Below are 22565 nucleotides of genomic sequence, written 5' to 3' on the forward strand. Positions count from 1 at the left end.
GATCAACATCGATGATCGGATCAGCGGCCGAACGGCCCCCAGACTGGCTCTCTCACGTCCGCCTGCGGCGGACTGAGACGGGCCTTGATGCTGCCGTCCAGCGTCGTGGTCATCAGCAGATCACGACCGCCTGCGCGGCTGGCGTAAATGATCAATCGGCTGTTCGGGGCGAAGCTCGGGCTCTCGTCGTCATTGGTGTCCGTGAGTGCCGTGACAGTTCCCGACGACAGGTCCATCAGCTGCAGGCGGAACTGGTTGCCGCCGTTGCGGTTGATGTAGGCCATGTAGCGGCCATCCGGGCTGAGTGCGGGACTGATGTTGTAGCTGCCGCTGAAGGTGACACGCTCGGCGTTGCCGCCAGAGGCCCCCATGCGGTAGATCTGCGGACCACCGCCACGGTCGCTGACAAAGTAGATCGACTTGCCATCCGGCGACCACGCGGCCTCGGTGTCGATGCCGGACGCCGTGGTGAGCCGGCGCAGGTTGTCACCCTGCCGCCCGATGGCGTACAGCTCGGAGTTGCCGTCCTTGGTCAAGGTGACGACCAGCTGGGTGCCATCCGGCGAGAAGGCGGGCGCGCTGTTGGAGCCGCGGAACTCGGCGACGGTGCGACGGCGGCCGTTCAGGACATCCTGGACGTAGACCACCGGCTTGCCGGTCTCGAACGACACGTAGGCCAGCTCGTTGCCCTGCATCGACCAGGTCGGGGAGATGATCGGCTGCGCGCTGCTCAGCGCCGAACGGGAGCCCTCCCCGTCGGCGTCCGCCACGAACAGCGTGTAGCGCCCGGCGCCCTTGGAGACATAGGCGATGCGGGTCGAGAACACGCCCCGCTCGCCGGTGAGCTTCTGGTAGATGTCGTCGGCGATGCGGTGCGCGGCCAGACGCAGGTCTTCCTTCGGCACGGCCAGCGACTGCGCGATCAGCTCCGTGCCCTTGACCACGTCCCACAGCCGGTAGCGCAGGTCGAAGCGGCCGTCCGCCAGCCGGGTCACGGTGCCAGCGGCCAGCGCGTCGGCATTGCGGCTGCGCCACTCGGTGAACACGGGGCGCGAGGTTTCGTCGAGGTTGTCCGGTGCGGTGGGCACCAGCTTGAACAGCCCGCTGCGCTCCAGATCGGCGCGCACGATCTGCGAGACCGCAAAGCCAGCCTTGTCCTCATCCCGGAAACGGGCGATGGCCACCGGCAGCTGCGCCGTGCCGATGCCCGAAATCTCGACCCGGAACTGGGCTGCAGCCGGCCACACGCCAGCCATGGCGCCACCGGCCGCCACACCGCGGTACAGGAACAGGCGTCGCTCGATCATCACGTCTGTGTTCGTTCGTCGCATTCAAGCCACATTTTCAGGTAACGGTAATAGGAAGTCTCGGCATTGTGGACCGCGAGTATGAACCCCATGCGTCCGTCAAGAAAACCACGTTTCAGCACGTAGGTCCGCACGAAGGCCCAGAAGCCGTGTCCGACCGCCTTGCCCAGCCCCCCACGGCGTCCACGCGCGTGGAGGTCGGCGGCGCGGCCACTGGAGTAGCGGTTCATCTTGTCGTTGGCCACCGTGAGCGTTGACATGCTCTCGTGCAGCAGGTGTCCGGGCAGCGGCCGGGTGGGCAGCGTGCACAGCAGTCGCTCATGCACCAGGTCGTCGCTGAAGCGCGCGGACCCGCGGGGAAACAGGCGCAGCACCGGATCCGGGTACCAGCCGCTGTGGCGCATCCACTGTCCGCAGAACGAGGACAGCCGCGACAGCGTGTGGCTGCAGGCGGGCACGCCGGGTGCCTCGACCACGGCACGCACCTGCGCCGCCAGCGCATCGTCCAGCCACTCGTCGGCGTCCAGACTGAGCACCCAGTCACCGCGGGCCAGCGCCAGCGCACGGTTCTTCTGCGCGCCGAAGCCGGGCCAGTCGGTGGTGGTGGTCACCTGCGCGCCCAGGGCACGGGCCAGTTCGACGGTGCCGTCGGTGCTGCCGCTGTCCACGACGATGCACTCCTGTGCAAAGGACACCGACGCCAGACAGCGCCGCAGGCGCAGCACTTCGTTGCGGGTGATGACGATCACGGACAAGCGCGGCGGGGGCATCAGGGGCATGTCGGCGAGTCGAGTCGAGGAGGAAGCGTGGTGACGCCAATGGCGTGTGCGTGTGTTCAGGCGTGCAGCCTGGGCGGGCCGCGATTGTAGGCAACAAGCCGCCAGCGCTGATAATCGCGCCTCCGCGGCGCCCCGCTCTTCAGAATTGCTTTCGCCCGCTCCGATGACCTCCTTTTTCCAGCGCCTGCGCCGCATCTGGCCTTATTTTTCACCGAGCCGGGCGGGCTTTGTCGTCTCCGCCCTGTGCACCATGGTCGTGGCCGCCACCGAACCCCTGGTGCCCAGCCTGATGCAGCGGCTGCTGGATTCCGGCTTCAAGCAGGGCGCGGCCGGCATCCCGCTGTGGCAGGTGCCGGTGGCGATCATCGGCCTGTTCGCCATCCGCGGCATTGCCGGCTACCTCGGCCAATACGCACTGGCCTGGGTGGCCTACCGCGGCACGCAGGGCATGCGCGAGGCGCTGTTCCGCCGCCTGATGGACGCGCACCCGCAGCTCTACGCCACCCACTCCGCCAGCACCCTGACCAACATGGTCGCCCACGAAGTGCAGACCGGCGCGCTGCAGCTGTCCACCTCGGGCCTGACGCTGCTGCGCGACCTGCTGACGCTGGTGGCCCTGCTCGGCTACCTGCTCTGGATCAACTGGCAGCTCACGCTGTTCGTGTCGGTGCTGTTTCCGGCGGTGGCCTTCGTGATGCGCACCGTCAGCCGCCGGCTGCACCGCCTGACCCTGCTCGGCCAGCAGGCCACGGACGACCTGGCCTACGCCGTCGAGGAAAACGTCCAGGCCTGGCGCGTGGTCCGGATGCACGGAGCGCAGCAGCACCAGACCGCCCGCTTCCAAGCCAAGAGCGAGGACATGCGGCGCATCGCGATGAAGTCGGTCGCTGCCGCGGCCACGATGACGCCGCTGACGCAGGTGATCGCCTCGATCGCGCTGTCCGCCGTCATCGTCACGGCGCTCTGGCAGAGCGGGCACGACAACCAGACCGTCGGCGGCTTCGTCGGCTTCGTGATGGCGATGCTGATGCTGGTGGCACCGATCAAGCGGCTGTCGGAAGTGGCCGTGCCGATCACGCGGGGCCTGGCCTCGCTGGAGCGGGGCATGGCGATGATCGACGGCGCCCCTGTCGAGCGCGGTGGCAATTTCGATCCGGGGCGTGCACGGGGCAACATCCACTTCCAGCAGGTGAGCGTCACCTACGGCGAACAGAACACCCCGGCGCTGCAGGGCGTGGACCTGCAGATCCCGGCCGGACAGGTGGTGGCGCTGGTCGGCCCGTCGGGGGCTGGCAAGACCACGCTGATCAACCTGCTAGCCCGCTTCGTCGAACCCACGGCGGGGGCTGTCCTGATCGACGACACCCCGCTGGCCGACTGGCGTGTCACCGCACTGCGCCAGCAGTTCGCGCTGGTGAGCCAGGACGTCGTGCTGTTCAACGACAGCGTGGCCGCCAATGTGGCGCTCGGCCAGACGGTGGACCGGGCGCGGGTCGATGCCGCACTGCAGGCGGCCAACCTGCAGGATTTTGCGGCGGCCCTGCCCGAAGGCATCGACACCCCGATCGGCCACAACGGCCAGCGCCTGTCCGGCGGCCAGCGCCAGCGGCTGGCGATCGCGCGGGCGATCTACAAGGACGCGCCGATCCTGATCCTCGACGAGGCCACCTCGGCGCTCGACTCGGAGTCCGAGCGGCTGGTGCAGTCGGCGCTGGAGCGGCTGATGGTCGGGCGCACCGCGATCGTCATCGCGCACCGGCTGTCCACCATCGAGCGCGCCGACCGCGTCGTCGTGCTGGAAGGCGGGCGCATCGCCGAGCAAGGCACCCAGGCGGAACTGCTGGCTCGTGGCGGCCTGTTCGCCCGGCTGCATGCCCTTCAGTTCCAGACCTGATTCAGCCCCGACAATCCACCACACCACGGAACACCCCGGAGACCCTGCCCATGACGACCCCGCCGATCAGCCGCTACCCCGTGCCCGACCTCGCCACGCTGCCCGAAGACCTGCGCACCCGCATCCTCGGCGTGCAGGAGAAGGCCGGCTTCGTGCCGAACGTGTTCCTGGCGCTCGCCCACCGCCCGGACGAATGCCGCGCCTTCTTCGACTACCACGACGCGCTGATGCTGCGCCCGTCCGGGCTGACCAAGGGCGAGAAGGAGATGATCGTCGTGGCCACCTCGGGCGCGAACGGCTGCCTCTACTGCGTGGTCGCACACGGCGCCATCCTGCGCATCTACGAGAAGAACCCGCTGATCGCCGACCAGGTCGCCGTCAACCACCGCAAGGCCGACCTGAGCCCGCGCCAGAAAGCCATGCTCGACTTCGCGCTCAAGGTCTGCCTGAACTCGGCCGCCCTCTGCGAGGAAGACAGCGCCGCCCTGCACGCCCACGGCTTCAGCGACGAGGACATCTGGGACATCGGCGGCATCACGGCCTTCTTCGGCCTGTCCAACCGCATGGCCAACCTGATCGGCATGCGGCCCAACGACGAGTTCTTCCTGATGGGCCGCCAGCCCCGCCCGCCCCGCGCATGACCCCCACGCCCGCCGCCAGCGCTGTCATCAGCGGCTTCACCTTCCTGCGCAACGGCGTGAAGCTGGGCTTCCCGTTCGAGGCGTCGATCCGCTCGATCCTGCCGCTGGTGGACGAGTTCGTCATCGCGCTCGGCGCGGGCGAGGACGACACCGTCGCCCGCGTCCACGCGCTGGCCGCCACCGAGCCGAAGCTGCGCATCCTCGACACGCAGTGGAACGAGCGCATGGCCGAGCGCGGCTTCGTCTACGCGCAGCAGAAGATGATCGCGCAGTACGCCTGCACCGGCGACTGGGCCTTCTACCTCGAAGGCGACGAGGTGCTGCACGAGGGCGAGCTGGCGGCGATCCGCGCCTCGGTCGACCGGCACCACGGCAACCCGGCGGTCGAGGCGCTGGTGTTCGACTACCTGCATTTCTACGGCTCGCCGCAGTGGCTGGCGGTGAGCCCGGCGTGGTACCGGCGCGAATGCCGGCTGATCCGCAACACGATCCGCTCCTACGCGCCGGACGGCCAGTTCTGGGTCGTGATGGACAAGCACCGGCGCGGCCGCCACCCGAAAGCCGCGCTCGCCAACGCGCACATCTACCACTACGGCCACGTCCGCCGGCTCGACTACATGCAGGCCAAGATGGACCAGGTGAGCAAATACTGGTCGCACCAGCCGCCGAAGATGCGCTACACGATCGACCCGCAGGCGCTGCGCCCGTTCACCGGCACGCACCCGCTGTGCATGGCCGACTGGCTGGCACATGACGCCGAGACGGCCTTCACGCCCGACCCGCAGCACATGCTGACCTCGCGCGAGCGCAAGCACCGCCACGCGATGCGGCTGGAGCGCTGGTTCGGGCTCGACCTGAGCCACAAGCACTACAAGCTGGTCGCGTGACGTGACAATGTCGGCATGAGTTCACGCTACACCATCGTCATCCCCGTCCTGAACCAGTGGCGCTACACGGCCTTGTGCCTCGACAGCCTGCAGGCGCAGGGTGTGCGACCCACCGACGTGCTGGTCATCGACAACGCCAGCACCGACGAGACGCCGCAGCGGCTGGCCGAGCGGGCGGGCGCCGGCCTCGGCCACCTGCGCAACCGCGTCAACCTCGGCTGCGGCGGCGCGTGGACGCAGGGCGCGCTGCTGGCGGGCGAGGCAGAGTGGGTCGTGCTGCTGAACAACGACGTGCTGGCCGGGCCGCGCGCGATCGACGCGATGCTCGATGCCGCCGAACGCCAGGGACTGAAGGTCGTCAGTCCCGCGCTGCTGGAAGGCGCCGAGGACTACGGCTTCGCGCAGTTCGCCCCCGAGTACCTCGTGAAGATGGCCGGCACGGTGCGCCGGGACTGGTTCCACGGCGTGTGCTTCGCGGTCCACCGCAGCGTGTTCGAGGCCATCGGCTTCCCCGACACCGACCGCCGGCTCGGCGGCCACGAGGACATGGAATACCTCGTGCGCTGCCAGCGGGCCGGCATCCCGGTCGGCACGGTCGGCGACGCGGTGTTCCACCACTTCGGCTCGATCACGCAGAAGGCCATGAAAAAGGAAACCGGCGCCAAGGCGCTCGGCGACCGGCATTATTTCTACAGCCGCCTCGGCATGGGCTGGCTGGCGCGCAAGCGCTTCAAGCTGCAGCGCGAGCGCCAGCGCGACCAGTGGTCGGCCGAAGAGACCCGACGCACCGGCCACAGCCTGCACATGCTGCGCGAGAACGGAGCCTGGAAGCATGTCTGAACAATCTGAACAGCCTGAACGGCCTGCATCGCTGGACACCCCCTTCCTCCACCCGCTGGCCGACGTGCAGAGCCCGCACATCGGCACCGGCACACGGGTCTGGCAGTTCGTCGTCGTGCTGGCCGGCGCGCGCATCGGCCGCGACTGCAACCTGTGTGCGCAGACCCTCGTCGAAGGCGATGTGGTCATCGGCGACCGGGTCACGGTCAAGAGCGGCGTGCAGATCTGGGACGGGCTGCGTGTGGCCGACGATGTCTTCATCGGCCCGAACGTCACCTTCGCCAACGACCGCTTTCCCCGCAGCCGCCAGCGCCCGCAGGCCTTCCTGCAGACCGTCATCGACGCGGGCGCCTCGATCGGCGCCAACGCCACCATCCTGCCGGGGCTGACCATCGGCCGCAACGTGATGGTCGGCGCGGGATCGGTCGTCACCCGCTCGGTGCCGCCGAACGCGATCGTCGTGGGCAATCCGGCGCGCATCATCGGCTACGTCGACGCGGCGGCCGCCAGTGCGCAGGCCGAGGCCCCCGCCCTGCCCGACAAGCCCGGTTTCATCCAGTCCCGCGTGCGCGGCGTGACGCTGCACCGCCTGCCCCGGGTCACCGACATCCGCGGCAGCCTGAGCGTCGGCGAGTTCGAGCGCTCGATTCCCTTCCCGGTGCGGCGCTATTTCATGGTGTTCGATGTGCCCAGCGTCGAGACCCGCGGCGAACACGCGCACCGCCTGTGCCACCAGTTCCTGATCTGCGTGCGCGGCCAGTGCAGCGCGGTGGCGGACGACGGGGTGCAGCGCCAGGAGTTCCTGCTCGACCGGCCCGATGTCGGCCTGCACCTGCCGCCGATGGTGTGGGGCATCCAGTACAAGTATTCGCCGGACGCCCTGCTGCTGGTGTTCGCTTCGCATTACTACGACGCCGCCGACTACGTGCGCGACTACAACGCCTTCCTCGGGCTGTGCGCAGCCGCCACACCCGAGGCACCCAGCGAAAACGCCTGACATGGTTCCCTTCCTCGACCTGAAATCCCCGTACACCGAACTGAAGCCGGAGATCGACGCCGCCATCCAGCGCGTGCTGGACGCCGGCTGGTTCATCCTCGGCCCGGAGGTGGAAACCTTCGAGCGGGCCTTCGCCACCTTCTGCCAGGCCCGGGAGGCGGTCAGCGTCGCCAACGGACTGGACGCGCTGCACCTGGCCTTGCTCGCAATGGATGTCGGGCCGGGTGACGAGGTGATCGTGCCGTCGAACACCTACATCGCGACCTGGCTGGCGGTGAGCCAGTGCGGCGCGACGCCGGTGCCGGTGGAGCCGCGGGCCGACACCCACACGCTGGACCCGGAGCGTGTCGAAGCGGCCATCACGCCACGCACCCGCGTGATCCTGCCGGTCCACCTCTACGGCCTGCCCGCCGACATGGACCCGCTGTGCGCCATCGCCCGCCGGCACGGCCTGCGCATCCTCGAAGACGGCGCACAGTCGCACGGAGCGCGCTACAAGGGCCGCCCGCTCGGCGCGCATGGCGACGCGGTCGCATGGAGCTTCTATCCCGGCAAGAACCTGGGCGCGCTCGGCGATGGCGGCGCAGTGACGACCAACGATCCGGCGCTGGCGGACCGCCTGCGCGTGCTGCGCAACTACGGCTCGCGGGTCAAGTACGTCAACGAGGTCAAGGGCTGGAACAGCCGGCTGGACCCGATGCAGGCCGCCGTGCTGGGGGTCAAGCTGGCGCGCCTGGACGCCTGGAACGACCGCCGCCGTGCCCTCGCCACCCGCTACACCCAAGGCCTGGCCGCCGTGGCGGGGCCGGATCTGACCCTGCCAGTCGCCCCGGAATGGGCAGACTCGGCCTGGCACCTCTACGTGGTCACCACACCGCGCCGCGCCGCGCTGCAGGCTGCGCTGACCGAGGCCGGCATCGGCACGCTGATCCACTACCCGATCGCCCCGCACCGCCAGCAGGCCTACGCCGACCTCGGCCTCGGCCCAGGCAGCCAGCCGATCGCCGAGCGCCTGGCCGACCAGGTGCTCAGCCTGCCGATGGGACCGCATCTGCAAGCCGAGCAGGTCGACGAGGTCGTCGGGGTCATCGCACGCTTTTTCCGGGCCTGACGTGGGCACACCGTTCGCGACGCGCCTCAACCACTGGATGCAGCGCCCGCGCATCCTGCTGCACCGGCTGCTGTCGTCGGCGCAGTGCGTCGGCCGGCCGCGCCTGCGCCAGCCACTGCACGCCACCGGCCGGGGCGAGATCCACTTCGAGGGCCGGGTCACCATCGGCGTCTACCCCTCGCCGCATTTCCACACCACGCTGGCCTACCTCGAAGCCCGCAACCCCGGTGCCGCCATCCACATCGGCGACGGCACCGTGCTGAACAACAACTTCTGCGCCATCGCCGAACACACCCGCATCACGCTGGGCCGGCGCGTGCTGGTCGGCACCGGGGTGGAGATCTTCGACAGCGATTTCCACGGTCTTCGGCTGGCGGACCGGGCGCGCTCCGACCCGGCCTGGGCACGCCCTGTGGTGATCGAGGACGACGTCTTCCTCGGCTCCAACGTGCGCGTGCTCAAGGGCGTGACGGTCGGGCGCGGCTCGGTGATCGCCAACGGGGCAGTGGTGCTGTCGGACATTCCGCCCGGGGTGGTCGCAGGCGGCATTCCGGCCCGTGTCCTCAAGAGGCTCGACACCCCATGACCACGGCACCCGCCCCGCTGCTGACGCTGGTCGTGCTGGCCTATCGGCAAGCCCCGCTGATCGACGCCGCCATCGCCAGCGCACTGGCCCAGACCGGCGAGCCGATCGAGATCCTGCTCTCCGACGACGCCTCGCCCGATGACACCTTCGCCCGCATGCAGGCCCACGCCGCCGCCTACCGCGGCCCGCACCAGGTCATCGCGCGGCGCAACCCGGTCAACCTCGGCCTCGGCGAGCATGTCAACACCGTGATGCGGGAAGCGCGTGGCGCGCTGATTCTGCTGATGGCCGGAGACGACCTGTGCCTGCCGGAGCGTGCCCAGCGGGTGCGCGCGGCCTGGGAGTCCACGGGGCGCCAGGCCGACCTGGTCGCCTCCCACGTCATCGACATGGCCCTCGACGGCACGGACCTCGGCGTGCTGCGCGTCGACGATCTGGCGCAGTGGCGCGGCGTCGAGGACTGGGCGCGCCGCCGTCCGCATGTCATCGGCGCGGCCCATGCCGTGACCCGTCGGCTGTTCGAGCGCTTTGGTCCGATGGCCGCCGACTGCCAGCTCGAAGATCAGGTGAACACGCTGCGGGCGCTGTGCGCGGGCGGGGCCTGCACAGTCGATGCCCCGCTGCTGCGCTACCGGCGCGGCGGGGTGTCCGGACGGCATGTCGATGCCGACGGCGCTGCGCTGCGCAGCCGCCTCCAGCGGGTCGCACAGCGGCATCTGGCGCTGCACCGCCAGTGGCGGCGTGACGCCGCACTGGCCGGCTGCCTGGACACGGTGCAGGCCGCCACCGACCGGGAAGAGCAGCGCGAGCAGTTCGTCGCCGCGCTGCTGGCCGATCCGGGCCAGCGACCGCCGCTGTCGCTGCTGTGGGACAGCGGCTTTCGTGTGCGCACCGGCTGGCGCCTGGGCAAGTGGCTGCGCGTGGCCTTCGCCGGGCTGACCGTGCGCGTGGACGCCTGGAAGGCGCAGCGACGCCGCTGACACGGCCACGGCCACAGATCTCCCGACATGCTCTTCAACTCCTACGAGTTCCTGTTCCTGTTCTTCCCGCTGGTGCTGGCCGGGCATTACCTGCTCGGGCCGCAGCGGGCACTGGCGGCGGCGCGTTTCCTGGGAGCAGCGTCGCTGTTCTTCTACGGCTGGTGGAGCCTGTCGGCGCTGCCGTTGCTGCTGGCCTCGATCGGCTTCAACTACCTCGCCGGCCTGTGGGTCACGCCGCAGGCCGGGCGCAGCGAGCGGGTGCGCCTGTGGCGGCTGCGCGGCGCGCTGGCAGCGAATCTGGGGCTGCTCGGCGTGTTCAAGTACGCCGACTTCTTCCTCGGCAACATCAACGCCGTGGCCGGCACCCACTGGCCGCTGCCCCACCTCCTGCTGCCGATCGGCATCTCGTTCTACACCTTCACGCAGATCGCCTTCCTGGTGGACGCCTGGGCGGGCAAGGTGCGCGAGCGCTCGTTCTCGCATTACCTGCTCTTCGTCACCTATTTTCCGCACCTCATCGCCGGCCCGGTGCTGCACCACGCGCAGATGATGCCGCAGTTCGCCAACCCGGCCAGCTACCGGCTCGACCACGCCAAGCTGGTGCTCGGGCTGGCCACGTTCACGGTCGGGCTGGGCAAGAAGCTGCTGCTCGCCGACCCGATGGGACAGTACGCCGACCTGGTGTTCTCGGCGGCGGGCAAGGGCATGGACCTCTCCACGCTGACCGCCTGGCTGGGCGCCCTCGCCTACGCCTTCCAGATCTACTTCGATTTCTCCGGCTACTCGGACATGGCGATCGGGCTGTCGCTGTGTCTGGGCATCCAGCTGCCGATCAACTTCGACTCGCCCTACCGGGCCACCAGCATCATCGCGTTCTGGCGCCGCTGGCACATCTCGCTGTCCACCTTCCTGCGCGACTACCTCTATGTGCCGCTCGGTGGCAGCCGATGCGGCCGTGCCCGCCGCTACCTGAACCTGCTGCTGACCATGCTGCTGGGCGGGCTCTGGCACGGCGCGGCCTGGACCTTCGTCGTCTGGGGCGCGCTGCACGGGCTGTTCCTGGTGGTCAACCACCTCTGGCGCCGCGACATGGGCCCCTCGCCGTCCGGACGGCTGCAGCGGCTGGCCGGCGGGGTGCTGACCTTTGCCGCCGTGACGGTGGCCTGGGTCGTGTTCCGGGCAGAGTCGCTGGAGGTGGCGGGCGCCATGTACCGCGGCATGGCGGGCCTGAACGGCTGGGCCAGCAGCCCGTTCCAAGGGTTCGAGCTGCCCTACAAGGTGTCGGAGTTCTACCGGACCTTCCTGCTGTGCAGCGTGGTCGCGTTCTGTCTGCCGAATTCGGGCCAGCTCGGGCGCTGGCTGCCGCCGCAGCGCAGCGGACGGGCCTGGGCCGTGGCCAGCGCACTGGTGATCGGGCTGCTGTTCGGTGCCGGGGTGTCGCGACTCGGCTCGCACAGCGCGTTCCTGTACTTCCAGTTCTGATGCGATGTGATGTGACCTGATCCGACCATGTCGACCTACGATGCCCACCCCCCCGACAACGGCCTGCGCCTCTGGCTGCGTGTCTTCGGTGCCATGCTGGCCGCGGTCGTCGGGCTGCTGCTGTGGACCCTGCTGACGCCCCCCTTCCAGGGCGACCTCACCCGGCTCGGGCGCCTGTCGGAAACCGCCTTCGGCCCGACACAGGCCACACGCGCCATCGACCCCGCCTTGCGCGTGTCGAGCACGCTGCAGGCAGCCGATGTGCTGGTGATCGGGGACAGCTTTTCCGTGCCGCTGCTGTGGCAGTCGGTGCTGGTCGAGCGCGGCCTGCGCGTGGCCACCATCGGCTGGCAGGCGATCGGCCCGCTGTGCGCCGATCTGGGCGAAGTGCTGCGGGCCCAGGGCTTCCGCGGATCGGCGGTGGTGGTCGAATCGGTGGAGCGCGGGCTGGCGGCGCACCTGGACGCCGCGCTCGCCTGCACACACACACGGCCGGGCCGCCTGTCGGCACAGCAGGCCCCGCGCGACTGGGCCACGGCGGGCCCTTTCGGCCTGAACACGCGCGAGACGCTGTTCACCGGGCTGCTGACCAGCTGGCACACGCACCGCGCCCGCACCACCCAGGCCGAAGAGCTGCTCCACCACACGGGCGGTGCGGACCGGGTGCGCATCCAGCGGGTGCCGGATGGCTGCCTGCGCTTCAGCCACCCGCTGTGCGAACGCGGACTGTTCTTCGCGGACGACCGGACCTCGCCACCGCTGACGGCGTCGTCGGTCGGACAGATGCAGCAGATCTCGCGTCGGCATGCCGATCTCGCCATCACATGGGTGGTGATGCCGAACAAGAGCACGGTCTACCTGCCCGCCGCATCGACGGCCGCCACCCGGACGGCCGGTGCCGCCCTGGAAGCGGCTGGACTGGGGCCGGACCTGTTCGCCGAGTTTGCGCAGCGGATTCACCAGACCCGGGATCTCTACAGCCCGAACGACACCCACACCTCACCGGACGGCTACCGGGTGACAGGGGCGCGGGTGCATGCGTGGCTGGTGGCCAGGACGCGCTCGTGATCCACCCTACAGCAGCACGATGTCGTACCGTTCTGACCCAGGAATTTTCTGCTTATGCATCAGTAGCTTAGCTGCGTTTCTCGCGTTGTGGATCGCCCTACCCACCCAGCCGGTCACCCATCGTCCGTGCGACGCTATGGAACTCATAGATCCAAGCTGAAGACCGGCTGCAGGCTTGATTCTCATCGAAGTCATTCCGATGTCCAGAGCGCGCCCAGGGTCACGGTGTCCCTCCTTGGACCAACGATGCGATCAGCCGAGGGCAGGCCTTCAACTTCGTTGGCTTCCGGTCCATGACCGCAGTCGTCCGACGAAGGTGAGCAACGTCGGCTCAGTGTTCAACGTTTGCAAGGCTGCAGAAACGCGCAGCTTCTGCACAGACCAGGCCTGCAGGTTTGCAGCGGCTTGACCGTTCCCTGCAAAAGGGCCTTTCTCCGAGCGACCAAAGCTTGGACTTCGTCGGCAGCCAACAGGTCTACTTGATGGACATAGCTGGCACGGAGACTTGCGATTCGGACGACCACGTACCCCGTCGCGTCGACAACCTCGCCCGTCTGACTACTGAGTGCGAATCGTTGTGCCGACAGCTCGATGACGTCCGACAAATAGACCTCGTCGGCTTTCCTCGTCTTCAGCTCCACCAACGTCACGACACCCGCGTGGTCTCGGTACGCCCGATCTACCCTGGCGGACACCGACACTGGCCCAGCCGACCTGAAATGCTGCTCGGCGTAGGCCAGCCGCGAGGCTCCGAGTGCGTGGGGCAACCAATCGCTCGTCCTGATCTTTCGGCGCCGTAGGGCACGCCACACCAGCCAGGCGACGAAGAGCCCGCAAAGGATGGTGCACAGCAGTTCAAGGTGCACGACGAGCCTCCGTCGCGCTCAGCCACCGGAGCGCCAGCCAGATCACCGGCTGCAACGCGATCCGAAGCACCGAATGGGTCCACGGCTGCCGCACCAGCATCCGGCAGACGCACGGCGCAATCCGGTAGTAGGTTGCAATCAGCCGCCGGCCCGTCGGCCCGCGCCGCAAAACCTGGTCTCTGAACGCCCTGAGAGTCCGCGTCTCCGGCCCTTCGCCGAACACGATGGTTGCGATGAAGCAGCGCCCAGGCGGTGCGGACGCGATCCGCCCTTCACGATAGAACCGTTGATGTTCGCGCCGGCCGCGCTCGATCGCGGCCCGCTGCTCGGGCAAGCGTCGTTTGCCGTACCGGTGTTCGAACACGACCAGGCGCTCGCAAACGCCCATCTGCGCCAACTCCGATGCGCTGACCCAGGCCGACGGTCGGCAACGTTTTCCCGCTGCCTTCATTCAAGCCTCCTCGCCAACAGGTGGAGCGTCAAAGGCGTGGTTTGTATGGCGAGCAGCCATCGGGTTCACGCCGGGCGGCGCTGGCAGGGCGGCGCTTGCCATGACGGGCGTGCCATTCCCGACCGGCGTCACCATCCAGAGCTGCGCCAGCAGCCCCTCGTGGGCGAGGAAGCGAAGCCGGTTGACCCGCTTCGTCCCCTTGTTGAACCGGATCAAATCGTCGTACAGGCGCGGGTTGTCGTCGCGCGTCATTTCGAACAGCAGGCGCACCGGCTCGTCGTTCGGGCGGGTCTTTGGCGTCATGCGACCTCTCCTTCGCCCGAAACAGCGCGAGCTGGTCGCCCGGCAGTTGCCAACACCGTGTGAGCGTAGTTCGTGCCGCCGATCTGGTAGCCCCGGACGTTCGCAAACATCGGCTCCTTCACGGCGAGCACCTGATGTGTCGCAAACGCTTCCTTCACTGCCCTCTTGAACAGGAAGGCGCCGCCCCCGACGAGGATGACGTGCTGGACGTTGTACGACTCACCGATACGCTGCATCATGGCCGCCACCGCCTCCTTCGCGATGATCTCGACCATCGGCTTCATGCGGGCCAGCTTGTAAGTCCGCTGGTAGATGGTCAGGTCTTTGCCAGTGCGCAGCGCGAGGTCGATGTTGTCCAGGTTGGTGTACGGCCGGCCGATCTCGTGGCTGATGTCGTCGGCGATCAGCTGCAGGATGTTCGAGACGCCGCGATCGACCGAGTAGCTCTGCTTGTGCGAGAGCTTCATGCCGCGCGCTACCAGCCAGTCGAATGTTCGCGAGCCCGGGTCGATGACCAGACTGTGCTCGTGCTCCATGGCTTCGACCTTGTTGTGCTGCGTCGCGTAGTCGATCAGCGCGCCGTTCGGCTGGGCCATCGCCAGTGCCTTGCGTACCAACACGGCCTTGCCACCGCCCACGTCGTGGCGACCCGTCATCAACTTCTCCAGTGCGGCCTTCTTCGCGGCGAACACCGCCACAGGCAGACCGACCACCAGCAGGTCGATGACATCGAGCTTCATCATGCGCAGTGCACCCCGTGCCAAGGCCAGGTACTGGGGCGTGTCGATGTAGTCGCCGTGGATTTGCGTCGCGCGGAAGGCGTCCGCAGCCAGCATCACGTCCGGGCCGACTTCGTAGAACAGTCCGTCGATGGGAATAGCGAAGGTCTTGCGCCCTTCCCCGCCCAGCGTCTTCGATGGGTCGCGCGCACTGGGATAGGCACGGGACGGGAAGCTGGCGCAGCGGATATCGCCGGGTTTGCTGCTCATCGCGTCGGTAACGAATTTGGTGTTGCCGAATCCGACATCCACCGCTCGAACGATGATTTCCATAGGAAGTCTCCAAGACTGGGTTGCAAGGTGATCAGCATCGGCAAGCCGGTGCCTTCAATCCACGCAGAACGCCCCCTCCAAACGGCCGGTTTCGGGATCAGCTCTGAACCGAGTCCGAGCACAACGCTTTCGGTTCACAGCCGAGAACGAGCCCGTCGCCGAAGCCCAGCGGGAAGGCCTGCGTGTCGAACCACGGTCTCACCTGAAGGCGGCCTGTCAAGGGCACACCAGGCCAGACATGGCGCGCTCTGCTGCTCTCGCTCATCCCTCTCCCAGAATCCCGGTAGGAACCTGAGGCCGCAGTTTTCCGTGTCAACCCCGCGCGCAGCCTCGTTGTTGGTCACTGTCGGGAAATTGAAGGCCATCAGCAGCGCATCCCGCCGCATTGCTTGCCATCCGCAATCGGCGCCGATTTCCGGCGCTTTGCACGCCAGCGCATTGACGCCGTGTCGGGTCGGTTGTCTACTGGCGGCTCCCGTGGCACTCCTTGGCCAGCTCCCTCGCGGAGCAAAAGGCGTCGCAGTCGTTACCTGCCCTCCAAGCGCCGGTCTTTGAACCAGCCCAGCCGCCGCCCTCCGAGGCGATGGCCCCGAGGTCTTCTCGTGGACCCTTTCGTAGAGCATTGCCTGTGGCCCCGCCAGCGTTCATACGCTGGGCGTTCCTGAAACGCGCCGCAGCTTTCGACCACCTGGTCGGCACCCGATGCCGCACCGCTGTTCCCGCCATTCCTTCGAGCAAGCGTCTCACGCAGCGCGCGGTTGTGTTTGCCCTTCATGGGCTCCCCGCGCGTCACCGCTCGTCAGCTCGACACCGCCCTGGACTCATCGGTCAGGGGTGGACCCATGCGAGCGAATGGCGCTACGACACAGAACTGATCCACCACAAGGCGTCGAGGCTCGACCTCGCCGCTGATGCTCGCCGCCCTTGAGGCGCGCGACATCCACAACCCCACGGTCGCAGAAATGCGCGAACGGGACGGATCACATGTTCATTTTTAAGGTTGACCGAGCTGGTTGATGCCGCTGCCCGTGGGTGGTGATGTCGGCTGGCGAACTGCTGGGTAGGCACAACGACGTTCGCGGTCGCGCGTTGCGCCTCACATCGACCGCTGACCGGCGTGATGACGGAATCCGTCTGCCGGTGACTTCTGGAATTCCAGGCTTCTTCGTCAATCTCTGCGCGCTGCTCGGGACAGCGTGCGGCCATCACGGAACACTGCCATGTCAAACCTTCACTTTCATCGCCCTCACAGCCGCCGCGCCCAAGGCTCCACCGGAGCCGGCCGCGCGACACCTCTTCAACCGATCCGCCGCCAGGACTGGGCGGGCCTGAGCCCGCAGGACATCCTGGCGCGCTACCGCATCGGCCATACGCCGCCAGCACAGGTGCTGGAGGTTTTGCTTGAACTCTTCAACACCCTGCACACGTCGCTCGAAAAGACCGTCTCCCACAAGACCCGCCTGGAGCGCGCGCAGTTTCTGCGTCGCTTTTTCCACGACCTGAAGCAGAAGGCCGGCTTCAAGACCCTGCCCGACCCGCGCAACCTCGGACAGAAGCATGTCCGGGCGATGGTCGAGGTGTGGCAGCGCGAGCGCTTGGCGCCCGGCACGATCCAGACTTACCTGAGCTTCCTGCGCGGGTTGGCGATGTGGATGGGCAAGCACGGGTTCGTGCGGCAGCCGCAGCACTACGGCCTGGAACTGACGGAATACCAGCGAACCGGCCTGGCCGAACGGGACAAGAGCTGGTCGGCCCAGGGCATCGACGTGGCCGCGCTGATCGAGCAGGTAGGCGCCTATGACCGCTACGTCGGGGCATCGCTTCGGCTCAGCCTGGCGCTGGGCCTGCGGCGCAAGGAGTCGGTGATGTTCCGGCCGCACCGCAACCTGGTCCCGTTCGAGGCGACGGGTCTGCCGCCCGAGGAACGGGAAGCGGATCGGTACGCGCGCATCAAGGAAGGCAGCAAGGGCGGGCGGCTGCGCTTCGTGGCGCTGGATTCACCGGCGCGGCTGGCCGCAGTGAAGCACGCGCAGGACGTGGCGGTCGGCCTGGACGCGCATATGGGCGATCCGGACCGGGATCTGAAGCGCAACCTGCGCCGCTTCGACTACGTGCTCGAAAAGTTCGGCGTCACGATGCGGCAGTTGGGTGCGACCAGCCATGGCCTGCGACACGAAATGCTGAACAACCTGTACCAGGACGAGACCGGTCAAGCGTCGCCGGTTCGCGGCGGCGGGCCGGTGCCGCCGGAGATCGACAAGGCGGCGCGCCTGACGGTTGCCAAGGCAGCAGGCCATTCGCGCACGCGCGCGGCGGGGGCTTATTTAGGTGCCGTCTTGGGCAAACGAGCCCTGCCGCGCGACCGCCCCGGCCAGGACGACGCCGATCCGGTCCCGGCTTGACATGTCCTCGGAGAGGGTGCGGCGCAGGCATTCGCTGCGCCGCACCCGATGCCTCTTCCCCTATGCTGCCTGGGCTTCTTCTTCCGTAGACTCGGCTTCCTGCTGCGCCACCGTCGGAGTCAGCGTGCGCAGACACGCGGGCAACCATCCGGTGCCGGCGATGGTCTGCTCGGCACCCGTCACCGCGTCATCCTTCTTCAATGCGGCCAGCGGGCTGGCAGCGTTGGCACCTGCCGCTTCGGTCACCACGTCCAGGATGCGGGACTTGGAAACGTGGCTGAGGTAGGACGTGCTGGTCGCGGTCCACCATTTGGTCATGTCCAGGTTCAGCGCGGTGGCGAGTGCATCGGTGCTCTGCTTTTCGCGTTCGACACCCGACACACCGGTCACGCTGGAGGCGACCAGCAAGGTCAGCAACTGCATCACGGTCGTCTGCTCCTGCTGCAGCAGCCAGGGCAGCATTGCCTCAGAGGTTCGTGGCAGGCGCTGGACCCAGGCCTGCCGCTCGGTGTCGAATTGCTTCCACGCGGGACTCTCCGTCATGTCCTCGGCTTCGCCACGCAAGCCATCGTGCGTGTCGGTGGCACTGACGTTCAAGGCGTCGTCGCTGCCCCGGAAGCAGCGGAAGCCGTCCCTGATGAGCTTGATCGCCAACTGCGCCGTGATGGCTGCGAGCGCCACGTCGGGCCGAAACATGAGTTCGGCCTGGATGGCCGCCACCCGATGCGCGGTGAGGCGCCGCATCAGCTTCTCCGAATGCACCGGGCGGGTGTTCGCCGCGGGCAGCGAGACCAGGGCACTGTGGGTGCCATGGTGCGGGCTGCCCTTCACGGCCTCCCGAGCCGCATCGACGACGCCGTTGCGATCCTCGGGTCGGATCAGACCGCGCTTGATTTCAGCGGTACCGGCGTTGCCCACGAACACGACACATCCGGCCTGAGCCACCAACTCGGTGGGCCACACGCTCAGAGCGTCTTCAAGCGCGGTGACCTGCGCCTGCAGGGCTTCCGCCTCGGCTTCGAGCTTGAGGAACTCCGCGTCTTCGCCGGCATCATCGTTCTCTTGGTCCGCCAACGTTTCCAACCGCTCGTGCCGCGTAGCGATCTGCGCTTCGAGTTCGGCGATGGCGGCGGCTTCCCGCGCGTCTGGTGTGCGGCGTGCCTTGCGCACCTCGCCGTGCTTCGAGAATTCCTCGAAGTTGTACCGGGCACGCACTTCGATCCACTTCCAGCCTTCCACGGCGCTCTGCCTCGCGGTCTTCTGGAGCTTGTCGAGGGCCAGCCGATCCAGCAGCGGTGCGTCGAGCAGGTAGGCGGTTTTGTCGTTGTCGCTGAACAGGTCGCGCCGCAGCGAGCCGCCGGCCTTCTCGTAGGCCTTGAGTGTGACGAAGCGGGCGACGCTGTCCTTGCCGGAGTCAATCTCGCCTTGTGTGAGCATCTGGCGCAGATGGTCCGGGCTGCGGTTCCACGAAGGCAGGTTGGCCCAGGTCTGTTCCTGCCGCTCGTGGTCGTCGATCGAGGCCAGCACCATCAGGCAATCCAGGCTGATCTTCTCGTCGCGGAACAGCGCCATCAACTTCGGCGACACGGTCGACAGCTTCATGCGGCGTTTGACCACCAGCGGCGTCACGCCGAATGCCGCCGCCACGTCCTCGACCGACTTGCCCTCGGCGATCAGCTTGGCGAAGACGCTGAATTCGTCGGCGGGTTGCATCGGGACATGGAAACAGTTCTCGGCGAGGCTCGCGATCAAGGCCTTGTCGGCGGGCACCACGAGCACGGGCACGGGGTAGTTGTCCGGAATGTCGCCGCCCGTCACCAGCACGGTCAGTGCCTCCAGGCGACGGCCTCCAGCGCAGACCTCGAACTGGCTGCGCGGGCCTTTGATGACGATCAGGTTTTGCAGCACACCGCTGGCCCTGATCGAGGCTGCGAGTTCGGCGATGCTCATCTTCGATGTGCTGCCGCTCGGGCGGACCTGGTAGTCAGGCGACAGCGCCAGCTTGTTGAACGGCACGGTGATGCGGGGCGAGGCCGCGATCACGGCTTCGATTTCGGCTTTGGAGAATTTCATCAGCGACTCCTGAGTTGGGTGAACGGGACACGCATCGCGTATCCATGCGTTCAGCATCTCATCGGACTTCGCACGTGCAAGTGCTGCGCGGCAAGTGCATCGAAAGTCAGCTTAGGCGCCGTCAGCAAATTACTTTTACAAGTTGCATCGAACGCTTTAGCATCGCTGGATGGACGCTGACGAATCCAGGATCGCCGAGAAGTACGAGGCGCTTCGTGACGTCATGGACGAGCAGATGCGTCGGTTGTGGGCGGCGACCGAGGCGCGCGCGTTGGGTTACGGCGGGGTCAGCACGGTTGCGCGTGCGGTCGGCCTGACTGAGGTAGCCTGACTTCCGTGGACACCCACTTGACCCGGTGACACGACGAGAAAGACGATGAAGAAGAACCAAAGCTACACAGCAGAGTTCAAGGCGGAAGCGGTAAAGCTGGTGCTGGAACAGAAGCTGTCACACCAGGAAGCAGCCCAGAGAGTGGGCATTCCGAAGGGCTCGCTGAGCAACTGGGTGGCGAGCAGCCAGCGCCGGGGAGCGCAGGCGCTGAAGGCGGCCGAGCCTTCGGTGGCGGAACTGAAGGCCGAGGTCAGCCGGCTGCGCCGGGAACTGGCGCGGGTGGAGATGGAGCGCGAAATCGTAAAAAAAGCGGCCGCGTACTTTGCGAGGGAGTCGCTGCAAGGTACGCGGTCATGAAGGAGCTGCAGGCTCGACACGACTATCCGGTGGCGGTGCTGTGCTCGGCGCTGGGGGTCTCGCGCAGCGGGTACTACGCCTGGTGCGAGAGGCCAGCCTCGGCCCGTCAGCGCGACGACGAGCGGCTGAAGGTGGCCATCCGAGGGGTGCATGCGGCCAGCCGCCAGACCTACGGCACGCGCCGGGTGCTGGCGGAGTTGCGGGCGCAGGGCTTCGAGGCCGGGCGGGACCGTGTGGACCGACTGCGCCGCACGATGGCGCTGCGTTGCCGGCAGAAGCGCTGCTTTCGCGTCACCACGGACTCCGAGCACCTGCTGCCCGTGGCCGACAACCTGCTGCTGCAGGACTTCACCGCCAGCGCCCCTGATCGGATCTGGCTCACCGACATCACCTACATCCGCACCGACGAGGGCTGGCTCTACCTGGCCGGACTCAAGGACATGTGTACCCGAGAGATCGTCGGCTATGCGATGGACGAGCGCATGACCCAGCAGCTCTGCCTGCGCGCGCTGGGCCACGCCCATGCCCGGCGCCGACCCCCGCCCGGGCTGATCCACCACTCCGACCGGGGCAGCCAGTATTGCGCCCGCGACTACCGCCATGCGCTCGATGCACTGGGCATGCGGGCGTCGATGTCACGTCGCGGCAACTGCTACGACAACGCCCCGATGGAGAGCTTCTGGGGGAGCCTGAAGAACGAACTCGTCCACCACCGGCGCTTTGCCACCCGCGCTCAGGCCATTGCCGAAATCACCGAGTGGATCGAGGTCTTCTACAACCGCCAGCGTCGCCACAGCGCCATCGGCAACCTCCCGCCTGCCGTCTTTGCTCGGCAGTTCTATCAACAACTGCGCTCTGCGCATTAACTTCGACTGTCCACGGTTGACAGGACACTGTCGTGGTCAAGTTTTTTCGGACAGTCCGATAGGTAAAAAGCGGGTTCAGGCGGACTGGCGCTCGAAGTCAGCCGGGGAGAGATAGCCCAGGGTGGAGTGCAGGCGCACAGGGTTGTAGAAGCGCACGATGTAGTCGGCGATGTCGGAGGCCGCCTCGGCGTGGTTGGCATAGTCACGCTGCCAGACACGTTCGGTCTTGAGGCTGAGGAAGAAGCGCTCCATGACGGCGTTGTCCCAGCAGTTTGCCCGGCGACTCATGCTGCAAACGATGCCGTGTTGCTGGAGCATGGCCCGGTGGACGAGGCTGGCGTACTGGCTGCCGCGGTCAGAGTGGACGATGAGCCCGGGCGCAGGCCGGCGCACGCTCAGGGCCATGTGCAGCGCCGAGCAGACCAACTCGGCAGGCATGCTCGGCGCGCAGGCCCAGCCGACGATCTTGCGCGAGTACAGGTCGAGCACGGCGGCCAGGTAAAGCCAGCCGCTGCGGGTGCGGATGTAGGTGATGTCGCACACCCAGGCCCGGTCGGGGGCGGTGGGCTGGAACTGCCGGTCGAGCACGTTGTCGGCCACGGCCAGATCGTGCCGACTGTCAGTGGTGTGGACGAACTTGCGCCGCCAGCGGGCCTGCAGGGCGTGGCGCCTCATGAGCGTGCGCACCCGGTGGCGGCCGACCTCGACACCCTGCGAACGCAGCGCGGCCGTGAGCCGGCGGCTGCCATAGCAGCGCCCGCTGGCCTCGAACGCCGCCTTCAGCCGGACACCGGTGGCGCACACGGCCTCGGGTCGACCGGTACGCACCCGCCAGGCGTAGAACCCCGAGCGGCTGACCTCCAGCAGTGCGCACAGCCTGCTCACCTCGGCCTTCTTCGCCGCCTGCTTGATCACCTCGTAGGTCACCGCAGTTCCCGGGCAAAGAAGGCAGACGCTTTTTTTAACAGCGTGACGTCCTCCTTGAGGCGACGGTTCTCGGCCTCCAACTCGCGTATGCGCTGCTGGTCGCCCGTCAACGGCTTGCCCTGCCCGGGCCCACCCGCCTGCTCCGCATCGTACTGTTCCACCCAGCGTCGCACCGCGCTGTCCACCAGGTCCATGTCCCGGCACACCTGGCTCAGGCTCACGTTCTGTTCTCGAATCATCCGCACCACCTGCAGCTTGAAGGCCGGGTCGAACTTTCTTCGCGGTTGTTTGCTCATGTCTGTCATGTTTTCCTCTTCGGGTCAAAAATCCCCTATCGAGGTGTCCGTTTAAATTGGACCACGACA

19 protein-coding genes and 1 pseudogene are annotated in these 22565 nt (G+C 67.5%); 13 read left to right on the forward strand and 7 right to left on the reverse strand.

Annotated elements, in window-relative coordinates; all coding sequences use genetic code 11:
• Window positions 1-20: 20 nt before the first annotated feature.
• Window positions 21-1307, reverse strand: coding sequence for a Tol-Pal system beta propeller repeat protein TolB (gene tolB, locus U5O44_RS00400; protein ID WP_416222102.1), 1287 nt, complete (start codon window positions 1305-1307; stop codon window positions 21-23).
• Window positions 1307-2077 carry a glycosyltransferase family 2 protein gene (locus U5O44_RS00405; protein WP_322586508.1) on the reverse strand — a complete coding sequence of 257 codons (771 nt, stop codon included), beginning with the start codon at window positions 2075-2077 and terminating at the stop codon, window positions 1307-1309. Before U5O44_RS00405 ends, tolB begins: the two co-directional genes overlap by 1 nt.
• A gap of 172 nt (window positions 2078-2249) precedes the next feature.
• On the opposite strand from U5O44_RS00405, the gene msbA reads away from it, so the two are divergent.
• From msbA to U5O44_RS00455, 10 genes are read left to right on the forward strand one after another with little or no spacing between them, the layout of a single operon-like run.
• A complete protein-coding gene (gene msbA / locus U5O44_RS00410; protein ID WP_322586488.1) occupies window positions 2250-3980 on the forward strand; it encodes a lipid A export permease/ATP-binding protein MsbA in 1731 nt (576 codons plus the stop codon).
• 50 nt (window positions 3981-4030) lie between these two features.
• Entirely contained in the window at window positions 4031-4621 is a 591-nt protein-coding gene (locus U5O44_RS00415; RefSeq protein ID WP_322586489.1) for a peroxidase-related enzyme, read from the forward strand.
• Window positions 4618-5508: a glycosyltransferase family protein gene (locus U5O44_RS00420; protein ID WP_322586490.1), complete on the forward strand. Its 891-nt coding sequence runs from the start codon at window positions 4618-4620 to the stop codon at window positions 5506-5508. The genes U5O44_RS00415 and U5O44_RS00420 overlap by 4 nt, the downstream gene beginning before the upstream one ends.
• A gap of 15 nt (window positions 5509-5523) precedes the next feature.
• Complete coding sequence (locus U5O44_RS00425) at window positions 5524-6348, forward strand: glycosyltransferase family 2 protein (RefSeq protein WP_322586491.1); 825 nt, start codon at window positions 5524-5526, stop codon at window positions 6346-6348.
• A complete protein-coding gene (locus U5O44_RS00430; protein WP_322586492.1) occupies window positions 6341-7345 on the forward strand; it encodes a WxcM-like domain-containing protein in 1005 nt (334 codons plus the stop codon). The genes U5O44_RS00425 and U5O44_RS00430 overlap by 8 nt, the downstream gene beginning before the upstream one ends.
• A 1-nt stretch (window position 7346) precedes the next feature.
• Window positions 7347-8456 carry a DegT/DnrJ/EryC1/StrS family aminotransferase gene (locus U5O44_RS00435; RefSeq protein ID WP_322586493.1) on the forward strand — a complete coding sequence of 370 codons (1110 nt, stop codon included), beginning with the start codon at window positions 7347-7349 and terminating at the stop codon, window positions 8454-8456.
• A gap of 1 nt (window position 8457) precedes the next feature.
• Entirely contained in the window at window positions 8458-9042 is a 585-nt protein-coding gene (locus U5O44_RS00440; RefSeq protein ID WP_322586494.1) for an acyltransferase, read from the forward strand.
• Window positions 9039-10022, forward strand: a complete 984-nt coding sequence (locus tag U5O44_RS00445; RefSeq protein WP_322586495.1) for a glycosyltransferase family 2 protein — start codon at window positions 9039-9041, stop codon at window positions 10020-10022. The genes U5O44_RS00440 and U5O44_RS00445 overlap by 4 nt, the downstream gene beginning before the upstream one ends.
• A gap of 27 nt (window positions 10023-10049) precedes the next feature.
• Entirely contained in the window at window positions 10050-11504 is a 1455-nt protein-coding gene (locus U5O44_RS00450) for an MBOAT family O-acyltransferase (RefSeq protein ID WP_322586496.1), read from the forward strand.
• A 27-nt stretch (window positions 11505-11531) separates the two neighbouring features.
• Entirely contained in the window at window positions 11532-12572 is a 1041-nt protein-coding gene (locus tag U5O44_RS00455) for a hypothetical protein (RefSeq protein ID WP_322586497.1), read from the forward strand.
• Window positions 12573-13427: 855 nt separating this feature from the next.
• On the opposite strand, the gene U5O44_RS00460 is transcribed toward U5O44_RS00455, so the two are convergent.
• Genes U5O44_RS00460 through U5O44_RS00470 form a run of 3 tightly spaced genes read right to left on the reverse strand, consistent with a single transcriptional unit; the run spans window position 13428 to window position 15244 of the window.
• Entirely contained in the window at window positions 13428-13889 is a 462-nt protein-coding gene (locus U5O44_RS00460) for a CFI-box-CTERM domain-containing protein (protein ID WP_322586498.1), read from the reverse strand.
• Window positions 13890-14192 (reverse strand): hypothetical protein, encoded by a 303-nt coding sequence (locus U5O44_RS00465; RefSeq protein WP_322586499.1) that lies wholly within the window; start codon window positions 14190-14192, stop codon window positions 13890-13892.
• Window positions 14189-15244, reverse strand: a complete 1056-nt coding sequence (locus U5O44_RS00470; RefSeq protein WP_322586500.1) for a PRTRC system protein D — start codon at window positions 15242-15244, stop codon at window positions 14189-14191. The genes U5O44_RS00465 and U5O44_RS00470 overlap by 4 nt, the downstream gene beginning before the upstream one ends.
• Window positions 15245-16464: 1220 nt before the next feature.
• Here U5O44_RS00470 and U5O44_RS00475 point away from each other — a divergent pair.
• Window positions 16465-17646, forward strand: coding sequence for an integrase domain-containing protein (locus tag U5O44_RS00475; RefSeq protein ID WP_322586501.1), 1182 nt, complete (start codon window positions 16465-16467; stop codon window positions 17644-17646).
• Between the two features lie 60 nt (window positions 17647-17706).
• Here the strand turns inward: U5O44_RS00475 and U5O44_RS00480 are convergent, their stop codons facing one another.
• Entirely contained in the window at window positions 17707-19719 is a 2013-nt protein-coding gene (locus tag U5O44_RS00480; RefSeq protein ID WP_322586502.1) for a ParB/RepB/Spo0J family partition protein, read from the reverse strand.
• A gap of 169 nt (window positions 19720-19888) precedes the next feature.
• Between U5O44_RS00480 and U5O44_RS00485 the strand changes: the two are divergent.
• A pseudogene (locus tag U5O44_RS00485) lies at window positions 19889-20044 on the forward strand (ISAzo13 family transposase); the annotation flags it as partial.
• A 51-nt stretch (window positions 20045-20095) separates the two neighbouring features.
• A protein-coding gene (locus tag U5O44_RS00490; RefSeq protein ID WP_322586503.1) for an IS3 family transposase occupies window positions 20096-21273 on the forward strand; the annotation gives its coding sequence in 2 pieces (ribosomal slippage) (window positions 20096-20363 and window positions 20363-21273; 1179 coding nt in all).
• Window positions 21274-21348: 75 nt separating this feature from the next.
• On the opposite strand, the gene U5O44_RS00495 is transcribed toward U5O44_RS00490, so the two are convergent.
• Window positions 21349-22505 (reverse strand): IS3 family transposase gene (locus U5O44_RS00495; protein ID WP_416222103.1). Its coding sequence is split into 2 segments (ribosomal slippage): window positions 21349-22223 and window positions 22223-22505, totalling 1158 coding nucleotides; the frame shifts between segments, so codons are not numbered across the junction.
• Between the last annotated feature and the right edge of the window lie 60 nt (window positions 22506-22565).

It is taken from the genome of Sphaerotilus sp. (assembly GCF_034519685.1).
Classification (GTDB): Bacteria; Pseudomonadota; Gammaproteobacteria; order Burkholderiales; family Burkholderiaceae_C; genus Sphaerotilus.